Annotated in this window: 16 protein-coding genes; 4 read left to right on the forward strand and 12 right to left on the reverse strand. The window is 44.4% G+C overall.

All coding sequences use genetic code 11. The features are described from left to right. The first annotated feature begins 25 nt into the window (after positions 1–25). The 4 genes from C900_RS00755 to C900_RS30995 all read left to right on the forward strand — a co-directional run bounded on the left by C900_RS00755 (position 26) and on the right by C900_RS30995 (position 5329). Positions 26–781, forward strand: a complete 756-nt coding sequence (locus C900_RS00755) for a sensor histidine kinase (RefSeq protein ID WP_009577598.1) — start codon at positions 26–28, stop codon at positions 779–781. A 1-nt stretch (position 782) separates the two neighbouring features. Further along, on the forward strand, positions 783–1424 hold the full coding sequence (locus C900_RS00760; RefSeq protein WP_009577599.1) for a response regulator transcription factor: 642 nt from the start codon (positions 783–785) through the stop codon (positions 1422–1424). A gap of 416 nt (positions 1425–1840) precedes the next feature. After that, positions 1841–4840: a S8 family serine peptidase gene (locus C900_RS30775; RefSeq protein WP_009577601.1), complete on the forward strand. Its 3000-nt coding sequence runs from the start codon at positions 1841–1843 to the stop codon at positions 4838–4840. A gap of 273 nt (positions 4841–5113) precedes the next feature. Then, positions 5114–5329, forward strand: coding sequence for a pinensin family lanthipeptide (locus C900_RS30995; protein WP_221408099.1), 216 nt, complete (start codon positions 5114–5116; stop codon positions 5327–5329). A gap of 171 nt (positions 5330–5500) precedes the next feature. Here the strand turns inward: C900_RS30995 and C900_RS27945 are convergent, their stop codons facing one another. The 12 genes from C900_RS27945 to C900_RS00825 all read right to left on the reverse strand — a co-directional run bounded on the left by C900_RS27945 (position 5501) and on the right by C900_RS00825 (position 24281). Next, positions 5501–6943 carry a carbohydrate-binding protein gene (locus tag C900_RS27945; protein WP_009577602.1) on the reverse strand — a complete coding sequence of 481 codons (1443 nt, stop codon included), beginning with the start codon at positions 6941–6943 and terminating at the stop codon, positions 5501–5503. 384 nt (positions 6944–7327) lie between these two features. Next, the gene (locus C900_RS27950) at positions 7328–10222 is read right to left on the reverse strand and encodes a beta-1,3-glucanase family protein (RefSeq protein WP_009577603.1); all 2895 of its coding nucleotides are present in this window, start codon (positions 10220–10222) and stop codon (positions 7328–7330) included. 267 nt (positions 10223–10489) lie between these two features. After that, complete coding sequence (locus C900_RS27955; protein WP_009577604.1) at positions 10490–15247, reverse strand: glycosyl hydrolase; 4758 nt, start codon at positions 15245–15247, stop codon at positions 10490–10492. 251 nt (positions 15248–15498) lie between these two features. Beyond that, positions 15499–16293, reverse strand: a complete 795-nt coding sequence (locus C900_RS00785; protein WP_009577605.1) for an SDR family oxidoreductase — start codon at positions 16291–16293, stop codon at positions 15499–15501. 215 nt (positions 16294–16508) lie between these two features. Then, on the reverse strand, positions 16509–16874 hold the full coding sequence (locus tag C900_RS00790; RefSeq protein WP_009577606.1) for a hypothetical protein: 366 nt from the start codon (positions 16872–16874) through the stop codon (positions 16509–16511). Positions 16875–16946: 72 nt separating this feature from the next. Beyond that, a complete protein-coding gene (locus tag C900_RS00795) occupies positions 16947–17462 on the reverse strand; it encodes a YfiR family protein (RefSeq protein WP_009577607.1) in 516 nt (171 codons plus the stop codon). Between the two features lie 112 nt (positions 17463–17574). After that, positions 17575–18633: a J domain-containing protein gene (locus C900_RS27960; protein WP_009577608.1), complete on the reverse strand. Its 1059-nt coding sequence runs from the start codon at positions 18631–18633 to the stop codon at positions 17575–17577. Beyond that, positions 18634–19743 carry a DNA-processing protein DprA gene (dprA, locus tag C900_RS00805; RefSeq protein WP_009577609.1) on the reverse strand — a complete coding sequence of 370 codons (1110 nt, stop codon included), beginning with the start codon at positions 19741–19743 and terminating at the stop codon, positions 18634–18636. It abuts the gene before it with no gap. A 12-nt stretch (positions 19744–19755) separates the two neighbouring features. Then, positions 19756–20094: a MerR family transcriptional regulator gene (locus tag C900_RS00810; protein ID WP_009577610.1), complete on the reverse strand. Its 339-nt coding sequence runs from the start codon at positions 20092–20094 to the stop codon at positions 19756–19758. 7 nt (positions 20095–20101) lie between these two features. Next, on the reverse strand, positions 20102–21244 hold the full coding sequence (locus C900_RS00815; RefSeq protein WP_009577611.1) for a CapA family protein: 1143 nt from the start codon (positions 21242–21244) through the stop codon (positions 20102–20104). 333 nt (positions 21245–21577) lie between these two features. Then, entirely contained in the window at positions 21578–23224 is a 1647-nt protein-coding gene (locus tag C900_RS00820) for a tetratricopeptide repeat protein (protein ID WP_009577612.1), read from the reverse strand. Positions 23225–23309: 85 nt separating this feature from the next. Continuing rightward, positions 23310–24281 carry a hypothetical protein gene (locus C900_RS00825; protein ID WP_040495075.1) on the reverse strand — a complete coding sequence of 324 codons (972 nt, stop codon included), beginning with the start codon at positions 24279–24281 and terminating at the stop codon, positions 23310–23312. Positions 24282–24326 lie beyond the last annotated feature (45 nt).

The following is a 24326-nucleotide window of genomic DNA, read 5'->3' on the forward strand; positions in this document are numbered from 1 at the left end:
GGCTATGAACTATGAATAATGTAATATGGAGCATGAGGTTATTTTAGCGGCTACTATTACATTACTGATCCTGGTAATGATCATTATTTTTTTGTTTGGAATTTTTCAGACCAGAAAAAACCAGTATATACAAGCAGAGAAACATTTTGAAGAAGAGATTGCAAAATCTCAAATGGAGATACAGGAGCAAGCCCTTAAGAATATCGGATGGGAACTGCATGACAACATCGGCCAGTTACTGTCCATAGTACGGATGCAACTGAATATATTACACGCCAAGCTTCAGGACGATCATAAAAGTGAAGCTGCTGACATCAGCGAATTGGTGGGCGATTGTTTAAAAGAAATAAGGCTGCTATCAAAGACGCTCAACTCTGAGGTAATACGTGAAATAGGCCTGGTGCGCTCCATAGAGCTTGAGCTGGAACGATTCAATAAGCTTAATTTCCTTAAGGCCACGCTCAATATTCATGGAAATGAACGTCCTGTTAAGGATAAAGATGAGATCATTATCTTTAGGATATTACAAGAGTTTTTTGCTAATGTTATTAAACATTCAAAAGCTCGTTCATTAGTAGTGGACCTTGAATATCAATCTCAAACGCTGGTAATTTCTGCAGAAGATGATGGTATCGGGTTTAACCATTCGGATGTGACAAAAGGCTCTGGTTTGATGAACATGGAAAGCCGTGCTGAACTTATCGGAGCGGACTATGCCATTCATAGTGCTCCTGAGAAAGGGGTTAAGCTTTTGCTAAAATATAATCTAAAGGAAACTTAATATGGATGACTATTCAGTGGTAATTGTTGATGATCATGTGCTTTTTGCGCAAGCCCTTGAAAACCTTGTAAATACATTTGATCATTTCAAAGTATTGTATCACGTAAAAAACGGGCATGAGCTTCTGGAAAAATTGGAAGATACGGAGAGTATACCGGATATAGCGCTCATGGACATAAATATGCCGGTGATGAACGGTATTGAAACCATGCAGCGGATTAACAACAGTCACCCTGACATCCGCGTGCTGGCGCTATCTATGGATGATGATGAAGGGACAATCATCAAAATGCTGAGGGCCGGGGCAAAGGGATACTTGCTTAAAGATATACACCCGGATACCTTTCGCACGGCTCTGAATGACGTAACTCAAAAGGGTTTTTATTATTCTGACAGGATAACAAATACTGTTTTGAGTTCCCTCCATAAAAGTGAACCACCTGAAATACACCTTAAGGAGAGGGAGATAGAATTCCTGAAGCTCGTTTGTACGGAAAAGACTTACAAGGAAATAGCCGGTGATATGTTTTTAAGCCCTAAGACTATAGATGGCTATAGGGAATCTCTCTTTGAAAAGTTGCAGGTAAAAAGCAGAATTGGCCTGGTGATCTATGCTATAAAAAATGATCTGTATAAGGTGTAGATTATGTTTCGATTGACAGTCGGAACATTTATCTTTTAGCAGATATCGGTGTCTACATGGCATCATCCCGGACGTAACGCAGTGAAGATCCGGGATCTACCCACTATTGACAGTGTCGGGAACTTTAGCTTCAGGCCGATCGGGAGATTCCAGGATGACGTGGTGGTTTAATTCCGCTCAATATTGAGACTGGCGGGATGACGTTCTTACTGAGCATCACACTCCCTGTAGTTTGTAGTCGCGATCAACAAAAAACTAAAGGGGATTATTCCCTTTTATTTCGGGTCGTTTTCCTCTGTTACCCGCCTATGGCAACAACTAATTTTGAATTACTAAAACCAACTGAAAGCGAATTTCAGTACAGCGGATTCTGAAAAGCTGCAACAGAGTAAGAGTAATTCAAAAACCAACAAACCATGATACCTAAATTTTACACACTACGACACTCCCGGTATTGGGACGTAGACTGGGTGCTGAAGCTTCTGCTTCTGGCGTGTATCCTGCTTACTTCTACATCAATCATTTACGCGCAGGATTATTTCTATTACTATAAAGGGGAGAAACAAAGGCTTGAGCTGAACACCGGATACGTTTATGTGGTGACTTCAACAAGTATATCGGATTCCTTGGAGTTGAAAACGATGATAAACAGGAACATTCAGATTAGCAAGTTTGGTACGGACAACTCCGCTCAAACGCTGAAGTCTGTCTCCAAAACGGCCAATTCAGGTATTACCAATTGGGCAGAACTTAGGCTTTCTGAAAAACTTAGTTCTGAAGAATATTTGCTGTATTTAGAGCAGTTGGAAAGAGACGAAAGTATTAAGAATGCTTCTCCGTATTTCAAAAATGAAAACAAGGACAAATTAGGCTTGTCCGACTACTTTTATGTGAAGCTAAAGCACGAACGAGACTTCAGCCGACTGGAAAAAATGGCAGCGGAGCTCGGATCCGAGATTGTCGGGCAAAATAAGTTCATGCCATTGTGGTATACTATGAAAACTGTACCGGATGCAAAATTAAATGCGCTGGAGCAGGCCAATCGTTTCTATGAATCGGGATTATTCGAACATGCAGAACCCGATTTCATGGAGGACGACCTGGTTCATGTACCCAACGATCCGTTCTACGTTGATCAATGGGGACTGACGAATACCGGTCATTATGGAGGTATTGCTGGTATGGATATCCGTGCTTTGGGCGCCTGGGATATTACTAAAGGCAGCAGAGATGTGGTGGTGGCTGTTTTAGACCATGGATTTGAAATGAATCATCCCGACTTACAGGGAAATACCTTTGGAACCGGTTTTGATACGGAATCAGGCACTAGTCCTGCCCTTTTGTTGGGCAGCCATGGCACCGCTTGTGCCGGTATTATAGCTGCAACGGGTGATAATAATACAGGTGTTACCGGTGTGGCGCCTAACGCACGGCTAATGTCGGTGAGCAACTCTCTTGTGGGTACACCCAATTCAAGACAAAGGAGGGCTGACGGTATTAACTGGGCCTGGCAAAATGGTGCCGATGTAATCAGCAATTCCTGGGGTTCGGGTGTTCAATATGCTATTATTGATAACGCCATCACTAATGCGCTAACGAATGGGCGTGGAGGTTTGGGTACTATTATTGTTTTCTCAGCCGGCAATGGCAATGGTAATGTTGGTTACCCTGCCAACAGCAACCCCGACATTATTGCAGTAGGAGCAATGAGCCCCTGCGGAGAGAGAAAAAGTCCTTTGTCATGCGATGGTGAGGGTTGGGGAAGTGACTTTGGAGCCCAGTTGGATGTAGTGGCTCCGGGTGTGTTGATATCTACCACAGACAGACAAGGGGCTACAGGATACAATACAGGCACTGCCATACATCCGCTCAATGGAGGCACCATTTTAGCTGCTGATTACGGTGATCAAAACTATACGGTCTGGTTTAACGGTACTTCATCTGCCTGCCCCATGGTGGCCGGTGTAGCGGCATTGATTTTATCTGTAAACCCATGTCTGACACATGATGAGGTAGAAGATATTATTGAGCAGACAGCCAGAAAGGTTGGCGGTTATGCCTATGCCAACACTATGGGCAGGCCTAATGGTACATGGCATAATGAAATGGGCTATGGGCTTGTAGATGCAGAAGCTGCCGTGGAGCTGGCTCAGCAGTTATTACCTGCCGGAAGTGAGTTTGATCTTTACTCAAAGGATCGCCCCTTTGATACCGGTGCAGAACCTAATCCGGATGGTGGCCCTATGTGGATCAGTGAAGACATTTGGGTACGTCAGAACTTAGATGGGGGCCTGGCTCATGAAAACCCTGAGTATAAGATGTTTTCTCCTAATGGTGTGTACGTCAGGGTGCGAAATAACAGCTCTGTTACCAGCGAATGCGCAAATCTTTCGCTGTATTTTTCGAAAGCATCTACAGGCCTGGTATGGCCCAATCATTGGACCAACTACACACTCTCCGGGGTGCTGAATGGCGATAAGGTAAACACTGTGTCTGTTCCTCCGATTCCGCCGGGCGGCACCACGATAATAGAAATACCCTGGTATCCACCCAATCCCGGTGATTTTGTTAACGATATACACCACTTCTGTCTGCTCGCACGTATCGAATCTCCGGCAGACCCCATGTTTAATGAGCAAAATGGAGTGGGGGTGAGTATTAATGTGAAAAACAATAACAACATTGTATGGAAGAATGTGCAGGTGTATAATAATGATAGCGATAGTTACTTTACCAGTCTTTACATAAGAGGAGTCCAACGCGGATGGAGTAAGATCAATCTCCGGTTTTACGATCGCGGTTTTAATGACAGAATAGAGAAGCCATTCTTTGATCGCGGAGGGGAGATATATGTAAAAGTAGAGCCTGAATTTTTTGAACGCATCAAGAAAGCAGAACTTCAGGACATTAAGATCATTGATGAAAATATGCTGTTCATCGCCTCTCCAAAAGCCACTATTTATGGCATCGAGATCAATGATCAGGAAACCTTCTCCATGCATTTTGCTTTCAGGGTTGACGTGGGAGATAGGGAAGAGGTATTGCTTGATGTGTTGCAACAGAATACTGAAAAGAGAACACTGGAAGGGGGTGAACGGTTTGTCATTACAAAATCTTCAAAAGCCCCGTTTTCTGATGAAAGACTGTCTGTTAATAAATCTAACCTGGTTTATCCTAACCCGGCAAAAGACGAGATATACATTAAGTATAGTGTAGATTCAGACAACAGTTTGGTAGAAGTATCAGTATACGATGCGCTTGATCCAAACAATGAAGTGCAGTTGTACACAGGAGAACATAATAGGGGTGAATATTTTGAGTGGTATAATATTCAAAACCTTAAAAAGGGTGTGTATGTGTTGAAACTCAAAATAGGGGATGAAGTAAAAACAGAAAGGATAGTAGTAAGTAAGTAGTAATAGTTTCTTCATATTTCACAGTAAGCTGCCCATGGTAATTATTTGCCGGGGCAGCTTCATTTTATGCACTTTGTGTCAGACCGTAATTGGCTCCCAAATTCATTGACCTGTGCCCATATGTCGTTCACGCTATTTCTCAGGTCGTTCACGTGTTTCGTATTGTTTCGGATGCGAGAATTGTCTTACTTGAATCATACTTAAACTCAAAAAAGGAACAGCAAAATAATGTTGCTTTTAGAGGAAATTTAAATCTAATAAAACTGTAATTCTATGAAAAAGAACAAGTTAACCCTAAATGACCTTTCAGTAAAGAGCTTTGTAACTTCCTTCGAACCTGGAAGCAATGATACTATTAAAGGAGGAGCCCGGTCGTTGAATTTGTGTACTGCCTCTGGAGTTTGTGTTTGCAGAACAGAAGATTGTGAAACTCAAGTGGCCTGTGATCTAACAAACACTTGTCCTCCGATCAAAACACAACCTTTATAATAAATAGCTGGTTTTTGATTGCGTAATAGAAGAGGCTGTCAAAAGTCACTCGTCATTCCAAACTTGATTTGGAATCCCCTGGAAATGAGCAGAAACTAATCAGGGGATACTGAATCAAGTTCAGGATGACGTCAGAAGATGACTTTTAACAGCCTCTTCATTTCAAAGAGGTTACTCCTTTATGATCCTCTGAGAAAAGACCTGTTCCACAGTATTGATCTCTATGATGTACATCCCCCTATTTAAAGAGGAGATATCCACTATGTCACCAGGCTTAATATTGTTAATCTTTAACACTTCCCTTCCAGAGGTGTCTACAATACGTCCGCTTGCTTCGGTAGATCCGAAATGTATCCTTAATACATCATGTGCCGGGTTCGGGTAGAGCTTAAATTCAACAATCCCTTCTTCTATCGCTTTTTCACCCATGGTACCGTTGGCGATGCGAGCTGAGGAGGAATTCTGCTGAGTAATTCGCCACCAGTTGATGTTCCAACCACCTGACTGTGCATATATTCCAAAGTTGTAGGTTCCGGCATTGATATACACCGAATGTGAAATGGTCGTCCAGTTTTGCCAACCTCCCGTTGCTGGAACACTCCGGCTACCCAGTACAACGGAGCCTCCGTTCAGGTCAAGGGAGAGCTGCCCTCCATTGATACTGGCTACACGATATTCTACGGTGTAATAGCCGGAGGAGGGAATATTAATACTATTGTAGGCCATCCAATCTCCGGTATCTATCCAGCCGACATTTAAGCCGCCACCGGTATCAGAGGTGCTTTCGGTTTGTACACCACTCATGGCGCTGTACTGCTCAGCTTCTTTAAAAACAGAGAAATTGCTGCTGCCACCTCCCTGATATACACGCACATAGTCCACATACATGCTGGCAGGGAGAGCATTATTGTCAATATTGAATCCCGGCCAGTTGCCACCTACGGCCATGTTGAGCAGTAAAAAGAATTCATTATGAAATTCTCCGGTACCATTCACACCATTGCTGATGTCTACTACATGGTATTGCTGTCCATCCAGGAACCATTTTATAGTGCTTTCATTCCATTCAATGGAATATACATGATATCCGGTCACATTTGTGGCCGTGTGACCACCGTACGATGCATAATTGCCGTTGTGGTCCTGCCAGTGGATGGTGCCATGGATGTCGGGAGAGGTATTTACATGTTCCATAATGTCTATTTCACCACAAGCCGGCCAGCCAACAGATGTAATATTGCTGCCTAGCATCCAGAAGGCGGGCCATAGACCCATGCTGGAAGGAAGCGCTATTCTGGCTTCGATCTTTCCGTACCGGAAGTTCTTTCTACCCTGCGTTTTCATTCTGGCAGAGGTGTAGTTATAACCCCGGTAGTTTTCCCTCTTGGCGGTGATCACGAGATTTCCATTTTGAACTGTGGCATTTTCCCTTCGATAGTACTGGAGTTCATTATTGCCCCATCCTGATGAACCGTTGCCTGTTTCAAAAACCCAGTCGGAACTGATACCATTGGTAAATTCATCCTGCCAAACGAGTTGCCAGGTTTGTGCAAGGCAGATATGGCTTAAGGCCAGGCCTGCCAGGAGTAAGAGTGTTTGTTTAATTGTTTTCATTGGTTTTTGGATTTAGGTTTGAAATATTTATAAACTATTTTTACTAAAAGACTGAAAAGAGCAGAAGACTGAAGATAATGAGCACTAGCCCCCGGACCCGTTCCGGGGCCCCGTGGAAAAGATGATAACTATATTAGTTCTGAAAACTCACCATGAAATGAGCATAAACTTTAAGCATCCGAAATTATACCAACCGAGGACGAATAAAGTTTGTAGCGAATTCCATGTTACCATTGCAAATAAATTATATACACATGAAACTCTGTTCAGCTTTTCTGCTCCATTTCATTGGCTTAGGTAGTAGCGTCACCTCTTACATATGTTATTTGTTTGGGGCCCCGGAACAGGTCCGGGGGCTATGCTATTTTAGTAGTTGCTCATAATTTACTTCTTTATAAAAGACTTAGTCACCACCTCATTTTTTGTCTGAATTTTCACAAAATGAAGACCGTTCACCAACTGGCTAATGTTTAAAGATACTTCCTGCTGATTTTCATACTTGAGTATCATCTGATTTCTTCCAGTGGTATCATAGATCCTTATCTCGGTTATATCTTCTGGCAATCCTGCTATGGTTACTCTGTCGTTAGCCGGGTTTGGGAACAAAACAGTTTGAGCGAAGGCTGGTTTGCCTTTATTCTCAACTTCCTCCTCCATGGTGCCTGTTCTTGCACTACTACCACTGCCACACTGGCCTACAACAAAGCTCTTTTTGTTATTTAGCGTATTATTTTCTCCTCCTTCCGGCAGGCTGTAAGTGTAATAGTAATAAATAGTTTGCCCTGAAGAGGCGGTGATCTGATACGGAGTATTGGGAGAAACAGTATAGCCAGGGTAGGTGCCGTCAGGAGAGGTGCTATAGTATAAAATACTTATTGATGACCCCACGCCTGATCTTTCCGGTATAAATGTTAATGACGGATTGCTGCTTTTGTTGCTAATTTCAACGGAGAAATCTGCGTTGACGTTTGTATTGCAGCCGGTGCTGGTTGTTTCAGTGCTGAATTCAATCCAGTTGATGTTCCAGCCACCCGAATTTGCCGTAAGCCTGATGGTCTGGTCTCCGGCTGATAGATTAACAGTAGTACTGATGGTAGTCCAGTTTTGCCATCCTCCTGTGGCATTGAAAGAGGTTGTCTGCAAGCTGTTTCCATTTTCAGCGATAGTTATGTTGCCCCCGGCGCTCTCGCTGGACACCCTGTAGCTCACAGCATAGGTACCGGTGACGGGTACGCTAATTTCATATTCCAGCCAGTCTGCCGCATCTATCGATCCCACGTTTTGTCCTCCTCCGGTGTCGGTAGTGCTTTCTAGCTGGATGCCACTCATGGCAGTATAGTCTTCTGCCTGTATGGTAGCAGGAATAGCAACATGACTTCCTGTGTTTCCATCATCGCCACATTCACCGGCTACAAAGCTTTGCTTGTTGTTAAGGGTGTTGTTTTCTCCGCCCTCCGGCAGGCTGTAGGTGTAATAGTAGTAAATGGTTTGTCCTGCAGTGGTATTGATCTGATAGGGCACATCGGGTGAAACCAGGTAACCCGGATAAGTGCCATCTGGTGATGTGCTGTAATATAAGATACAAGTTGGTGCGCCTACTCCGGATCTTTCAGGTACAAACGTAAGGGATGTGGCGCCCTCATCGTTGCCGATATTGACGGAGAAGTCATCATTTACCACAGTGTTACAATCACCTCCAACACCATTCACCGTTACGGAAAATGTTTGAGTACTTTCGCAGCCTTCGGTGTTGTTATATCTGGCTGTGTAGTCGCCTGCTTCAGTAGCCTGGATATTACTAATGACTACTTCCCTGGTGGTAGCGCTGAAATTGTTGGGACCACTCCAGTTCCAAGAGCCACTACTTGCGGGTTGAGGGGAGAGTGTCACCGATCCACCTGCGTCAAGTGAAGCGGAAGACGTCTGCTCCATAGCAGCTCCATTTATACTCAAATAAGGGATAATGGTAGTGGGGGTACACTGGGTGTCATCATATGGCCCCAGGTTAATGATCACTTTTGTTGGTTCCGGTGTGTGAACTGACGATGAGTACGACCATACATCGTCATAAGCAAAGCCATAGGAAAGCTGGTTGAGGCTGATGCCCTGTTGATGCCAGAACTTGGCATAATGGTTGCAAGGCGACTGTTGATAGTAGGTAGAGGCATCGGACCAGTCTTGCAACCCTACATTGGGTGTAGAGACATCGATAACGTGGCGGTTGAGTGCGGCACAGATCTGCGCCTGAACCAGCAGATCGGTAGTAGCATCCTGCACTACGTTATCCAAAACCCCTTTGCCTTCAAAAGCTTCCTGGGTGGTTGGGCGTCTGGTAATGATAGCCTTTCGCCCCATAAAAGCAGGGGATATGCTCTCCATAACCAGTTGCTCTCCCTGCACACGCCCCTGCCATACTCCGGCATCTCCCGAGTCAAATATAAGGTCTTCGGTGGCATATTTTGCCCAAATAGCGTCAATATATGGCTTCATGTAATTAACATAAGGTCCGGGATCAGGCATGGTGCCTACGGAACCATCGGCAAATTCCGGTGTTTTTGATGGTGCCGTGATTTTCCCCGTTTCAGGGTCAAGACATCCCTGGAATTCCACAGGGACACTGGCTTGAAAAGCTGCAACAATTTCTTCGTGAGCGGCCACTTCACCCACCCTTTTAAAATAGCCGTCAGCGCCATATAGCTCCATCCCGATAGGATACTGATAGGCATCCACCCGTGTGGTATTGGCGAACATACCATACTGGTTATTAGTCAATTCGATGATCTCATAGGCAATTCCCTGGTTGGGGTCCGTGGGGTCAGTATGGTTTGGGGCAGTATAGCCTTTTGGAGCACCTGAAGCGCCAAAAAAATAAAAATACAGTTGTTCTCCTCTTGAGATATAGATCCTGCAACCCTGAATGGGAGGGACCAGCACCGTTTTATCCGGTATTTCACTGAGCCTTTTGAAGCAGTCAGCATACATGCCATTCAGCCCCGGACCCTGATTGCCCCCGTAAACCGGCCCCTGAACCGTGTTATATGAAGATGACATAGGCAATTGAGAACCAGTGACCGGATCTATCCAGATATGGTTGCTCGGCGAAGCAAGGTCTTCACCTACTATGGCTACAAAATATTCTTCGTCCGCCACCTCAGAATTGTTTTCTATGGTAAATGGCACGGAAACCTGTGCCCTGGCTGTACCAGATATTAAAGCCAGCAGTAACACGGCTAAAGTCAATCTACAGAAGTGCGTTATATAAATAGGAAAATGTTTCATAGGAGTTTGTTTTTAGTTGGTGAAAAGCCGGGGAGGAGGGGTGGCTTCCCGGCATTGGTTTTAGATGTATTTTTTTTAATAAGAATCTGATTGTCAGCTATAAAGCAATAAAATGATAGTCTCCTGACCTGTTACAGAGTACCGTAATGTTCTTAAGCTAAGAAAGGAAATCTTCTAAGAAGTACAGTCATCTCGCCTGTCACGAGCTTTAACTTAAGAGCATTGAAGAGTCCCCGGCTCAAGGCCAGGGACTGTGCTTCTCAATATTTACCTCTTAATAAAAGACCGCGTCACAATATCAGTTTTAGTTTGTATTCTGATAAAGTGAAGCCCTTCTGTAAGGTGCCTGATATCGAGAGATACCTCTTTCACGCTGGCAGGTCGGGAGATCAACTGATCTCTGCCTGTAGCGTCATACACAGCTATTTCGGTTACGTCTTCCGGAAGGCCGGCTATGGTCAACCTGTCATTGGCAGGATTAGGGAAGAGAACAAGATGTTCAAACTGCGGACCGCCTTTTCTAAGCGCTTCGGTTTCTAAAGTGCCGGTTCTGGCCCCGCTTCCTCCGCTGCAATTGCCCACAACGAAGCTCTTTTTATTGTTGAGCGTATTGTTCTCACCACCCTCCGGTAAACTATAAGTATAATAGTAGTATATAGTTTGTCCTGCGCTGGCATTGATCTGGTAAGGTGCATTAGCAGAAACAAGATATCCCGGATAAGAACCTGTAGGAGATGTACCATAGTACAAAATGCATGTTGGTGCGCCTACTCCTGATCTTACAGGTATAAAAGTCAAAGAAGGGTTGCTGGCATCATTACTTACCACCACTGAAAAATCTGCGTTAACGGTCACATTGCAGCCATTGCCATTGGAAGTAGTGTCGGATGCATCAGTAGTGAACTCAAACCAATTGAAGTTCCACCCGCCAGCGGTGGCCGTAAGCCGGATAGTCTGATCACCGGCAGAAAGCGCTACTGTCGTATTCACGGTTGTCCATTCCTGCCAGCCTCCTGTGGCGCTGAAGCTGGTCGTTTCAAGTGCAGTTCCGTTTTGAGCAATAGTTATGGCACCACCGGCTGTTTCGCTGGCTACCCTGTAGTTGACATAATAGGTGCCACTAGCAGGTACACTGATCTCATATTCCATCCAGTCGCCAGTGTCTATCCATCCCACATTTTGTCCACCATCTGTATCTGAGGTCTCTTCTACCTGAATTCCGCTCATTTCAGTATAATCCTCTGCCTGGATCAAGGCAGGGATGGGCACTCCAGTATTGGTATCACCGTTGCCGCATTCTCCTACTACAAAATTCTGCTTGTTGTTGAAGGTATTGTTTTCACCACCTTCAGGCACATTGTAGGTGTAGTAGTAATAAATGGTCTGTCCCGCGCTGGCATTGATCTGGTACGGGGTATTGGCCGATACCAGGTAGCCAGGGTAAGCGCCGTCCGGTGAAGTGCTGTAGTAAAGAATACAAGTAGTAGAAGCCACACCGGAACGTTCCGGTACGAAGGTCATTGACGGATTAGTTGCATCTCCTGTGATATCGACTGAGAAGTCGGCATTTACCGTGGCGCTACAATTATCACCATTATCATCATCATCGTCATCATCATCCGATGACTGGTTTGTAGTGCCTGCTACTGACGCCTGAGGTGAAGTAGCATTTTGGCTGTCAACAGCTTCTACCTGCATATCATAGGATGTGTTTGGTGATAATCCTGTAAAAGTGTAGGAAGTGCCGGTGGTATTATCTGCAAGCGTATTGTTGAGGTACACATTATATCCGCTCAGGTTATTTTCCGCATCCGTTGAAGCATTCCAGGAGATGCTCAGGCTGCTGGTGGTTGTGTTGGTTACCTGTAGTCCTGTCGGAGTAGTGGGAGGGGTGTTGCCGCCGCCATTATAATCGCCTGTTCTGGTGAATGTAATTCTTCCCAGGTTGTAAACTCCAGAATTAAAAGTGATGCGGAGAATGTGACTGCCTGAAGGGACATTGACATCAGAGATTGTTACAGCCTCGTAGTTATCCCAACTGCCTGTGAGCGGTGTGGAATTAACCAAGCCTACGGTATTACAATCCAGATCAAGGCTTACAGAGCCACTTGTGCCTCCTTGTGCTTGATTGGAAGCTATGTTCAACGCTATATCATACTTTCCTGAAGTGGCATTAAGGCTATACTCGACCCATTCTCCGGCTGCTATCCATCCGATTGAGGTCCCCTGAGAAGTGGATGTAGCGGCATCTACCTCATCTTCAGGCCGGAAATTAGCTTCATAAACATTTGGATCCACATCATAATATGATATACCATTTCCTCCCTTATCATACCAACCAGATTCAAAAGTGCCAGGCACTACATGTGCTGATGAATAGGGCTCCTGGCTACCCAATCCCACGATCACGCGGTAGATGTTTGAAATTTCAAAACCAGAGCCTACATAAGCTTTTGCAATGTAAGTGTAAACACCGTCTGCGGAAAACGACTGCGGAAGCTCATATGGTGCGGAATTGTCTGTGGCTATTGAGACTCCGTTACGGAAAAATTCTACATAGGAGACGCCCGATCCTGTGACGTTGGCTTCCAGCGTAAAATTATTATTAACGCCTGAAGTACAAGGCTCTGCAATCACCCCGGGGGCGCTGATAGAAATGGAAGCTCCTGTGTCTTTGCTTGTGGCCATTTCTCCGGCAGGAACGTATAAAGATGCGCCATCCGAGAAATGTACAGTGATTGCAGAATTACCATAGTTATGCGCTACATAAGTTTTTTCACCGTTCTTATCAAAAACCGCTGCGATAGGATAATCAGCAGTTATTTCATTAGCTACATGGCCCAGTGCGTTCATGGTATGTAGCCAGTGGTAGGTTTGTGCATCGGAAATTCCGACTTTTACTTCCCGGTTGGGATAGCTGTCGTACAGGCTTATGGCTTGTTCGGGATCAACAAAAGCCAGGAAGCTCCAGTAGGTGTCATACCAAAGGTTAGGATTGGCCACATTGTTCAGTACTTGCGTTTTTGAGGTCATGCCATTCCATACCTCCTGCACGTAATCCAGGTCATATCCCATATACAGCGCACCACCATGAATAGGGTATAGTTGTATACCATACGAAGCAGCAATGTCTGATGTCCACCACGTGCCATTGTCGTAGCCGGCATTCCAGATGCGGGCGATCATCTCATGGGCATATTCCGGCTGGAAGGTTCTGTCATGGATATCGAACCAGTATTCCTGGATGGCGGTAATCTCGGTTGTATAAAGATAGATGCCGAGGTCCCTGATCCCGGTATTGTTGGTGATCGTACCCCAATGGATCAGAGAAGCATTGAATTGCATTGATTCTGAGGTGGACTCCTGGTCGTTGCCGAAAGGTTCGGTAGCAAAGCCGTTGGCCCATGCATGGCCTGAGTATGGACTGAAGTTCCTTAGGAAAGGGAACATACTGTCAGTTTTGCTTGGGTTTCCGGCATCTCTTACCAGCATATTGATCATTTCCCCCCAATTGTTGGCCCATCCAGGTCTAAACTGCTCCAGAGCTGAGGCTGCATGGATGAAATAGCCCCAGTGGAAATGGTGATCGTTCAAATTGACATCCTGTCTGTGCCCGGCGGGGTATCCCAGCAGTGCATTCCAGGTATCGTTATAATAAAACAAGAAAGCTACTTCACCACCTTCGGCTGTCAGCCAGTCCTCGAGCCGCTCCTGCACAGTGTCAAGCAGTTTGTCTCTGGCTTCAATATGTCCGATTTGGTCAGCAATGCGAGCGGCCTGGATCAGCCGGTTCATATTCTGTCCCTCGTTGTAAGAGTCTGTCCAGCCGGGAAGGCCTTCGCCCTTGATGCCATCTACTTTGTTGTAAAGACTGGTGATGTCGAAACCATTGCTGTATTTGGCCAGGTCCGGCAGGGTAGGGAGTACCCCACTGAACTTATTTTCCACGGTGAAGGAGTTACCGCCCAGCATCTTCAATTCACCTCTTACGCTCGGATAGGTGGCCAGGCTGGGCTGTGGAGACCCAGCTCCCAGATGCGCCCATTGATGGGGGAGAAGACCCAACAAGGCCTCATTGTAGCTTCCTTCTTTTACATCAGGGGTAACGGTAAAGGTTGTGGTGACCGTTGAGGTATTTTCATTGTAGCTCCAGTCGACAGACGTTTCTGCCGGAAATACATAGGCATACTTCTCATAATTAGCAATGAACGCATTAATATCCATTCCTGGTGGCACCAGGGCCATTGACCAGTAATTTTTTCCGGCTAGTGAAGAAGTGAATGCGCCACCACTACCGGACCAGGTAGAGCCGGCCGGTCCAAATACCACGTAATTTGAATTATTCATGTTGTTCTGTATCAACAGCTTGTTGCCGGAAACGGATACTCCCGGTGCATTGAAGTTCACTTCTACCCGGGCTGTATTGCCCGATCCTTTGGTGAAGTATACAAATGGCATACCCATGCCCATGGTGGCCGAGAAGTTATTGCTACCGGAAGCCCAGTTGGCTGTAACAGTCCAGTCGGAGAAATCTGAAATAGTAGATTGTGAAGCGCTGAGGCCGGATACACCGACTTTAATGGCGTCCACTGCACTCATCGGTTCGCGATACTCGTTTGCCGATGAAGACAAAGGAATGGTGTAGTTGACAACCAAACCTTCGGTTTCTGACCTAAATGACAGCGGGTAGTTAAACGCCTGTCCACCATGGTCATTCTTTACCAGATTAGACCACCAGTCATTGGTAGGCACCGGTTTTGTTGCGGCTACTCCGGATACCTTTGGAGTACCGGAGGGAAATTCATTTCTTCCTGCCTCATCAGTGCCCGGAAATGCAGTGGTGTAGCTGCCACTACCCACCGGAACGATCTGGGCACTGAGTTGAAATGATAAAACTGTTATAAACAGCGAGGTTAAATAGGTTTTAAGTGGGGTTGTTTTTGCAAACGTTTGCCGAAGCAGGCCGGCTAAAGTTCTGACCAGATTCCCAAAGGAATTCCAGCCAATTGTAATAATTGGTTTCATAGGTGTATGGGTTGGGTTGAAAAATAAATTCTAAACCCAATTTTCCAATAAAACCCATCAAATGAAAATCAACGGCTACTACAAAGACTCACCGTATTGTGTTTTGTACTACATCAAAAATACATCATTTAAGTTCAAAAACAGTTCCGGGAGGCTCATGAGTAGGTTTTATTATTGCTTTGAGTTTTCTTTTTTTAACATAAAGGGGTGGTAAGCCACACCAGGCAGTCAGCTTTGAAATGCAGCTCTCCCTATATTTGATAGTTCTTTTTTAACATATTTTCAAACAAAAATGAAGGAAGTATTCTTTTGATGACCACCGCAAATTTTTCCTTCGTTTTACCTACCCGGTAAGTTCTTTTTAACCTCTTGGCATGAATAAGCTTTTCTACCAGAATCGCAATATCACGCGGATCCAATCCTTTGCTTACACTGTCGTTGATCACCTTGGTAGCTCTTGTGAAGCTTTCCTGATAAGGAGAATCCGAAGGCATAGCTGCTTTAAGGCGGTTTTTCTCAATGTCGGTCGCCACTCCTCCCGGTTGAATGCTACATAACCGGATGCCAAAACTTCCCAGTTCTATTCTCAAAGCTTCGGTAAGCCGGTCAACTGCAGCCTTGCTGGCGCTGTATGGGGCCCGGTAGGGCAGCCCCATCTCCGAACCTATTGAACTGATGTTAATGATCTTGCCATCACCTTTTTTTCTCATAAAAGGAATAACAGCCTGACATACATTCACCATACCTACAACATTAGTGTTAAACAGCTTCTTTATATCATCTGCAGGAATATATTCCAGGGCTCCCAATATACCTATGCCTGCATTATTGATAACCGCGTCAATATGTCCATGCTGCTGTATTATTAATTCAACGCCGGTTCTTACGCTTGAAATATCGGTCACGTCCATCGTGATAGTATTAAAACCGTATTCACCGGTTTGAATGCTTCTTGATGTGCCGTAGACCACATGTCCTTTACTACTGAGGTGATCAGCGATTACCTGACCAATACCGGAAGATGCTCCTGTAACAAGTACAACCATTTTTATGCCTTAAGTTTTTGGGTCTGTAAAGGCATAAAAATACGAGAAGTTGACACAATAAATAATTAGTGACTTTAAGAAAACGCCAATGTCTGCGTTACGCTCGCCCCAAAAATGCTCACGTACCTCAGTACGCTCCGCTTTTTGGCACTTCGTCCCGCCCTTTGGCGGGAACGTTTTCTTAAAGCCACTTAGAGTTTTCTTAGAGGCACTAATTAATCGGGGCAACTTGAATCATCAAACTTCTGTCCGTATAATATAAGCTCAATAGTTTCATCCCCGTCAGCAGTGATAGGGCCTCTTTCGGCTTCGCTGGCTTCACGGGCTGAAAAATAGAACTCGTCACCTTCTTTTCTAAAATCTACCGGTATATTTAACAGTTCTACCACGTTAGCATGCCCTTGCCAGGTGACAGAAAGTGGTATCGGGTCTTCCAGGCTCACGGCCAGGCCACCTCCGGAAGACCTGATCTTACCAATAGTTTCTCCCTTGAGGCAATCGTACCTCGCCAGGTCTCCGTCATCATCGTCAGAAGAGCAGGACATTAAAGCCAACAGCACTATTACAAATATCTTTTTCATTTTGAATGTCTCCTTTTATCTAAGACACCTGATTAAGGCTATTTGTTCTGGACCGGGGCTGATTTTGCAGACTTAGTTGGCTTCCTGCCCCATGGCTTCAAACTGTTTGCTGATCATTATTCCCTGTTTTTTGATATTTTCAGTATTATATGTGAAACCTAAAGACGAGCCTTTTGTAATAAAACCAATACCTGCGCCAAAGGGTACGCCACCTTCCTCGGTGACTATCAGTGTGTGTTTCCCCTTGAGTTGCGCAGAGATCTTTTGAAGGATAGCCGGTGTGCAGAATTTTTCTCCGACCACTAATATATGAAGGTCTGTGAGGTCCAGTTGACCTTCTTTTATGATATTAATCGCTAAGATGTTCTGTTTGCCGACAGTTCTTCCCATGGTTTCCTCTGATATTAGCTTATACAGATCGAAAGAACCATACACGCCAATATTAAAAAAACCAGATCTTGTTTGTTCCGGCCAGTTCATGTACCTGGTAAAGGCATTAATGAATTTTGCTTTGTATTGATCCTGAGCCGTTGCGGTCAGACTGACGGACAGGAATAATACTGTTGTCAAAGCCAGTTTTGTTCTCATGGGTTGAATATTTTACCTGTTGATTTTTGCTGCAATTTAGGTAGCCTATGTTAGCTCAGGGTTACCTGTGATTAAAGAGTCGGTTAAGCGTTTCCTGTGTAGAGTTACCTTCCTAATTTTCGTTTTTCGGATCTTCTTTGGTGCAGTGGTATATGAAGCTGCTTTCAGCCTTTTGATATCCCAGCGCCAGCGATTGTTTGAAGTCATGGCAAGCTGAAGCGCTATCAGAGAGAGTGATGTGGTTCATGCCTCGATAAAACCAGGCCAGGGAATTATCTTTGTTTATAGTGATGACCTCCGAATAGCAATTGATGGCTTGTTCAAACTGACCCTGGTTCTGCAGACACCAGCCCTTCCCGAACCAGGCCGTTTCCAGCTTAATGTTTTGCCGGATCAGGTAATCAAAGTTTTGTTCCCCTTCCTCATAATTATCAAGACTGAAGCCATTTAACAGGCCTAGTTGTAACTGAATACTGTCTTCGCTGTAGTGGAGCGAATCAGCTTTGTGAAAAAATAATTTAGAGTCATTATAATTCTGTAACCCTTTAAAAGACAGGGCTTTCAGGTAGTACAGGCTGGCCACCTTGTGGGGATTTTCGGCATATTCAAGGCCCCTGTTGGCAAAATAAAGGGCTTGCTTGTGATTATTAAGCTCATAATATGAGATCTCAGCTCCTTTGATCGAAGCTTCCTCTGATCGCCCGCCAAACATCATGATTGCCCTGTTGAAATAAGACAGCGCCTCATAAGCATCTCCATTTTCATAGGCTTCCATTCCTTCGTCATAAGCCCTTACCGATGATTGGTACAGCAAAGTCAATGGGATCAGGATCACGGCCATGATAAACAGGATAATGAAAATTTTACCATACATCCATGCTGTAGGGGTATATCTTCTTCTTTCTGTGCTATAGTATGACTTGCGGGCTGTATATCTGGGAGCAGTTGAAATTTGAGGGGACAATAGTTGATAATCGAATTGTTGTTTCTTTACAGGGTCCGAAAGCACCTGGTAGGCTTTGTTGATACGCTTAAATTGCTCTTCCAGATCAGGGTTGCCGGGCTTTTTATCAGGATGATACTGCTTGGCCAGTGTGCGGTAGGCTTTTTTAATCTCTTCTTTAGAGGCGAAGTTGTCCAGCCCCAATATATGATAATAGTTGTCCTTCATCTATCTGGCCAGCTTATAACTCTTACCGGGCAAAGCGCTAACCAAGCCCTTGAATTCCAGGTTGAGCAGTATAGAAGCCAGCTTGCTTACCGGAAGCTGTGTTTGCCAGCTCAGGTTATCAATTAAGATAGGTTGTTGATATTCCTGCAACTGTAAAAAGACTAACTTTTCATCGTCATTGAGCAGGGAAATGTCGTGAGCGCTATGTTGTTCCTGCTTTTCGGCATCCTCTTTCTCCCAGTTCATAATATATTCCACGTCATCCACAGCAGTCAATAGATGGGCTTTGTTCATTTTTATCAGGTTGTTGCAACCTTCCGAGTAGGGCTGGCCCACTTCACCAGGCAGAGCAAATACATCACGGCTGTAGCTGTTGGCTATTTCTGCAGTGATTAGCGCACCTCCCTTTCTTGCCGCCTCCACCACGATTATGGCATCTGCCATGCCTGCAATTATTCTGTTCCTTGCGGGAAATTTTGGAGGTTCAGGTTTTGTGCCGAAGCTATGTTCCGTAAGCAAACCTCCCTGACTGGTCATCTCTCTGGCCGTATTTTTATGCAATGCGGGATATATGAAGTCCATTCCGCTGGCCATTACTCCAACAGTTGACAACTGATGTTTCAAGGCACTTTTGTGGGCCTGTATATCGATACCGTAGGCCAGGCCGCTTACCACCAATACATCATGTTTTTCAAGACCCTCGATGAGCTTTTCTGTGAATTCCCTGCCATATCTCGTGGCATTTCTTGTGCCAACCACTGCCACTACCTTTTTCGCATTGAGGTCAGCATTACCCTGGTAGTAGAGCAGGGAGGGGGCATCGTTGATGTGTTTTAGCCTGTTCGGAAAATCTTTATCAGAGTAAAGCAATAGTCTGGTATTGTGCTTTTCTGACAACTGAAGCTCTTCTTCGGCTCTTTCAAACGGCCTGTGGTTAAGTATGGCTTCCGCAGTAGCCGGACCAACACCTGGTATTTTCAGCAACTTCGCTTTCGTTGACTTAAATACATTCTCGGCTGAGCCGGAATAGCTGATAAGCTGCTTTACAGTGTAATTACCTATGCCGGGGATAAAATGTAATGCCAGTTGCGCCAGCCTTTTCTGATCCATAACTGCCACATGTTATTGGATCTGCTGCCGTAGTTCCTGGAGAAACTCTCTGACCCTGCTGAGGGAATCTATCATATCCATCTTATCCTTGACAGCGGAAGAGTCATTCTTGAGCATTTCTTTGGCTCCTTGCAGTGTGAATCCGCGCTCCTTTACCAGGTGGTAGATCAATTTTACATTTTCGATATCATCTATGGTAAACTGGCGATTACCTTTCCGGTTTTTCTTTGGTTTGATTATATCGAATTCTGTTTCCCAGAAACGAATGAGCGAAGTAGCCACGTTGAACATAGCTGCCACCTCTCCGATGGCATAGTACTTCTTCTCTATGGTCTTCTCTTTGTACGGCATGAATTATTCAGTCTTGAATATAAGTAATTATCCCACTATCGTCAATCTTTATTTTTACTTCAGGGAAATCTTTTTCTGTGAGTTGCTGTAAACGCCTGATAACCTGCTTCTCAGGGTCGATACTCGGTCCACCGGGAGCATGTTGAATAATGGGGGTTACTTCTGCATACAGGAATTTGCCCTCACTGTTTGTAAATACTTTTATGATTGGCGCCAGGCCATTGTCGCCTCGTAAGTTAAATCTGGCATACGTAGCAAAATTTCCCAGACTATAGCTAATAAATCGTTCTTTGTATACTTCTACTGCTCGTGTAACGTGCGGCCCATGACCAAAAACCACATCAGCGCCAGCATCAATTACATGATGTGCAAATTCATAGACATTTCCCCGGTTTTCTCCATAGAAGTATTCATTTTCACGGGTTACATGCTGATATTTACTTCCTTCGGCACCTCCATGAAAACTCACGATCACAATATCACTGATGGAATCCAGATGCGCTATTATTTTCCCTGCATTGGATAGATCATTGATGCTAACGGTACCTGTATTGGGTGCAAAGGCGGCAAAACCATATTTCATGCCTTCCATTTCAAAGGTTGTGAAGGGCCTGGTAAGCAGACCGGCATGTTCTATCCCGAGGGAGTCCAATGTCCTCATGGTGTTTAACCTGCCGGGGTCACCAAAGTCACCAGCATGGTTGTTGGCCGTGCTCATCACATCAAAACCCGCTTCTTTAAGCCGCTGAGCCATATACTCCGGAGACCTGAAGATATAACATATTTTTGGGTCTTTGCAGTATTTAGGATCACCACCTTCGTTTAAGATCACACCTTCAAGATTGCCAAAGGTGATGTCTGCATTTTGCAATATTGGAGTCACCTCCGCTAAAAGCCCTCTTCCCTCATCAGGAGGCAGGTACCAGGATTCGGGAAAATTAGTGCCTAGCATAATGTCGCCCACTCCGATAATGGAAACGGTATCTTTAAATATCCTATGTACATTTAGCTCAACCGTATCGGGTATGTACCGGGCTGCCGTGGTATCGACCGGTATTGTAACCGTATCAGTTTTTGCAACTTCAGGTTGGTCACCGGCAGCGCCCGGTCTTTGTGCTACTTTACATGCACTAAAAATAAGCGAAAGCACAATAACAAGACCGGTATATTTAAATAGTGGCTTTAAGAAAACGTCAATGTCTGCGTTATGCTCGTCCCAAAAATGCTTTTCCCGACAACTGTACGGGACTCCGCTTTTTTGGGCTTCACAGGCCCTAGCTCCCCCAAAGCGGCTTCGCGAAGGTGAACTTGACCTTAACGTTTTCTTAAAGCCACCTTGAGTTTTCGTACAAGTACTGATTAAGGGATATTTCATGGATTAAAAGGGCGGCAAAAATAGCCAAGATAATTGATTATCTATGAATGAAAAATGAAAAATCTGAAATAGAAACTCATAAAAATTTATTGTAAGGCGTTAATGTCACTACTCGTTTTCGAGTTTCTTTTTAATTTCAGAAATCACTTGATCCAGCTCTTGTCCGGCTTCCTTCAGCATATTTTTATAACTCTTGTAGCCATCGTTGGGCAATTCCTTATCCATCAGATATACCAGTCCAAGGATCCTTGCCAGGGGCCCTCTTACATTGTGAGCGTTAAGAAAAGCATATTCCATAAGTCGCTTGTTTTGCTGTTGTATTTTTTGTGTTCTCTCCAACACCAGGTCTTCAAGTGTTGCATTAACCGTTTTTATTTTCTCATTATAGGTCTGTAACTCTTCCGCCTGGGCCTTCAATTCTTCTGATTGCTGCAGGATCTCATCCTGCTGTTCTTTCAGTGTATAATTAAGGCGGCTCTTTGCTTTCATATTTCTGAATAAGAAAAATGATAGAACGGATAATAATATAAGGGCCATGATAATGATCAGGTTAAAACGTCTTTGGTTATGGATCACAATAGCGCTGGCTTTAGCTTGCTCCTCAAGCAATTGCTTCTCCAGTTCCTGGTTTTCGGTTTCCAGTGTAATCTGCTGATTGGCTAGTTCAATGTATGATTCGGGAGCATATATTGTATTATGCAGGTCACTATAGATCTTGTGATAGTGATAAGCATTGGCGTTGTCACCCTTAGAGGCATATGCTTCAGCAACTATTCTGGCTACACGTTCAATACCTTCGGTGGTAACCCCTTCAATACTAGCCATTTCTATAGCTTTAATGCCATTTGCGATACATTCATCCATATATCCTAAGTGGTAATGAGCTTCTGAAATGGTACTCAGTGTCATAATGATCCCCCTGGTAAAATTGAGGATATTATACACCTCAAGACCTTTTCCCGCTTCTTCCAGGGCCTTGTTAAAATTGTTATTTAATAAATGGACCTGGGCTTTACGGTTTTGAATGTAAGCGAAGGTACTGGAGATCTTCAGGTTTTTACTGATCAGATACGTGAGAACAGAATCGTATTTATTTAACGCCAGGTCATAACGGCCCTTGTCTTTATAAACCGTACCCGTATTTATAAATGGAGAAGTATAGATTACCGGTGCCTTTTGTGCATAGTCGCTAGCCTTTGCGTAGGCCTCCAAGGCCCGGTCATAGTTCCGGGTTATCCGGTATATTTCACCCATTAAATTCCAGCCTCTTGCTCGTAAATAGAGGTCTGGCTCACTATTTTGGTCAATAGCCATGGATTGCCTGGCATATCGCAGTGCCATGGTATAGTTTGCCTTAATATCCAGATAGGTATAAGCCGTACTTATCAATGTCTGAGCTTTATAGTGCGAATTGCCTGCTTTTTCAAAGGCCTCCAATGCTGTGGTAGCATAATAATTAATATCATCAGCATCCCGTACAAAATCTAGCAGAGCATAACAGCTCAATCCTATTCCAAATGTATAATCTATCTGGCGTGATATCGCCAGGGCCTCTCTTGCGCGTTGTTGCCCTTCGTCTCTGGAGATGGTCAGTGATTTGGATAGCGCTACCAATGTCTGCACCCGCACCGTATCATGCTGGGCGTTGTTAAGAGCTGCATATAAGCTGTCATTTTGGCTATATAAATTTGAAAAAAAAGAGACGCCTGAAACCGCAAGAATCAATAGTTTGAAAAGTTGTAACCAGGTCCTCATTTTTACAGATCAATTTAATATTAATTTACTTCTTTTACTAGTAAAAAGTAAGCCCTGAGAGCGTGGATGTAGTATCAATTAGTTCCTATGGCACCTGCTCTTCCGCCACCTTGAATGTCAGATCGTTTGCAAAAAGGTTCCTTTCGTTATTCGCAGGTAATATTTTGATAGCTTCCTTTAAAAGGAGAAATCGAACGGGGGTTTTATCAACTACATAGGTGAAGGAGCCTATATATCGTTCGCTTTTTTTGAGGTGTACAGGACCGGTGGTTTGACCAGGGATCAGTAGCTGGTGGTCAAGGCGCAATACAAATCCCTCCGGGTATATGCGTATTTCATGGTCGCTGTGGTTGACCAGCCTTACGGCAAGGTGAAGGGTGTCTTTTATATGATAGCTCCGAAAGCGAGTATTAATACCTGCTGTGGCAATTTCCGTACCCCCCGAATGTATGAACGTATTCATGCCGTTGAGGACCTGATATGATTTTTGGGCATTCTCATCTAATTCCGGCATAAAGACTATTACTTTTTCTTCAATTCCATAACTACCGGAGTAATTGTTGAATACTTCTTCGGATAGCCGCCAGTCGAGTGTAATTGGATGTCCTCGAAAATTTACCTTTAGCTGATATTCCTGGTTCATATCACCCGCTAAACCTGTGGTAGAATAGAACAACCGGCTGTTGATGATGGAAAACTTTAATTTTAAGTGGACGATGTTTTCAGGAGTGATTGCCGTAGTGGTGTCGAGATTAACTGGTTGAACAGTATTGCCCTCTTCAGTGGACAATCGAAAATCATTTGGCGTTAATGTTATGGTATCTTTAGTGGTGTTCATCATACTCAGTAACACGATCAGCTCTTGTGTTCCTGGGTTGGCCAATAGTCTTGCCCTTACCGTCTGGCTGGTGTTTTCAGCCGTTCCGAAATCAACGCTATATGCAGGATTATCAGTCATTACCCCACCAATGTATTGGGCATGCTGCTTATCGATTGATTTTCCACACGAGAAAACCCAAAGACTAATAGAAATTAAAATGATGTTGCGTAAGATCATGCTATAAAAATAACCGCTTCGGATCCATTTTGAAAATGAATATCG

Source organism: Fulvivirga imtechensis AK7 (assembly GCF_000331535.1).
Classification (GTDB): domain Bacteria; phylum Bacteroidota; class Bacteroidia; order Cytophagales; family Cyclobacteriaceae; genus Fulvivirga; species Fulvivirga imtechensis.

What these genes read in the sequence shown, in the direction of transcription:
- C900_RS00785 (WP_009577605.1), bottom strand. Translation starts at nt 16,293, where the DNA reads ATGGTTGTACTTGTTACAGGAGCATCTTCCGGTATTGGTCAGGTAATC.
- C900_RS27960 (WP_009577608.1), bottom strand. Translation starts at nt 18,633, where the DNA reads ATGAAGGACAACTATTATCATATATTGGGGCTGGACAACTTCGCCTCT.
- C900_RS27950 (WP_009577603.1), bottom strand. Translation starts at nt 10,222, where the DNA reads ATGAAACATTTTCCTATTTATATAACGCACTTCTGTAGATTGACTTTA.
- C900_RS30995 (WP_221408099.1), top strand. Translation starts at nt 5,114, where the DNA reads ATGAAAAAGAACAAGTTAACCCTAAATGACCTTTCAGTAAAGAGCTTT.
- C900_RS27945 (WP_009577602.1), bottom strand. Translation starts at nt 6,943, where the DNA reads ATGAAAACAATTAAACAAACACTCTTACTCCTGGCAGGCCTGGCCTTA.
- C900_RS00810 (WP_009577610.1), bottom strand. Translation starts at nt 20,094, where the DNA reads ATGCCGTACAAAGAGAAGACCATAGAGAAGAAGTACTATGCCATCGGA.
- C900_RS00820 (WP_009577612.1), bottom strand. Translation starts at nt 23,224, where the DNA reads ATGAGGACCTGGTTACAACTTTTCAAACTATTGATTCTTGCGGTTTCA.
- C900_RS00760 (WP_009577599.1), top strand. Translation starts at nt 783, where the DNA reads ATGGATGACTATTCAGTGGTAATTGTTGATGATCATGTGCTTTTTGCG.
- C900_RS00755 (WP_009577598.1), top strand. Translation starts at nt 26, where the DNA reads ATGGAGCATGAGGTTATTTTAGCGGCTACTATTACATTACTGATCCTG.
- C900_RS27955 (WP_009577604.1), bottom strand. Translation starts at nt 15,247, where the DNA reads ATGAAACCAATTATTACAATTGGCTGGAATTCCTTTGGGAATCTGGTC.
- C900_RS30775 (WP_009577601.1), top strand. Translation starts at nt 1,841, where the DNA reads ATGATACCTAAATTTTACACACTACGACACTCCCGGTATTGGGACGTA.
- C900_RS00790 (WP_009577606.1), bottom strand. Translation starts at nt 16,874, where the DNA reads ATGAAAAAGATATTTGTAATAGTGCTGTTGGCTTTAATGTCCTGCTCT.
- dprA (WP_009577609.1), bottom strand. Translation starts at nt 19,743, where the DNA reads ATGGATCAGAAAAGGCTGGCGCAACTGGCATTACATTTTATCCCCGGC.
- C900_RS00825 (WP_040495075.1), bottom strand. Translation starts at nt 24,281, where the DNA reads ATGATCTTACGCAACATCATTTTAATTTCTATTAGTCTTTGGGTTTTC.
- C900_RS00795 (WP_009577607.1), bottom strand. Translation starts at nt 17,462, where the DNA reads ATGAGAACAAAACTGGCTTTGACAACAGTATTATTCCTGTCCGTCAGT.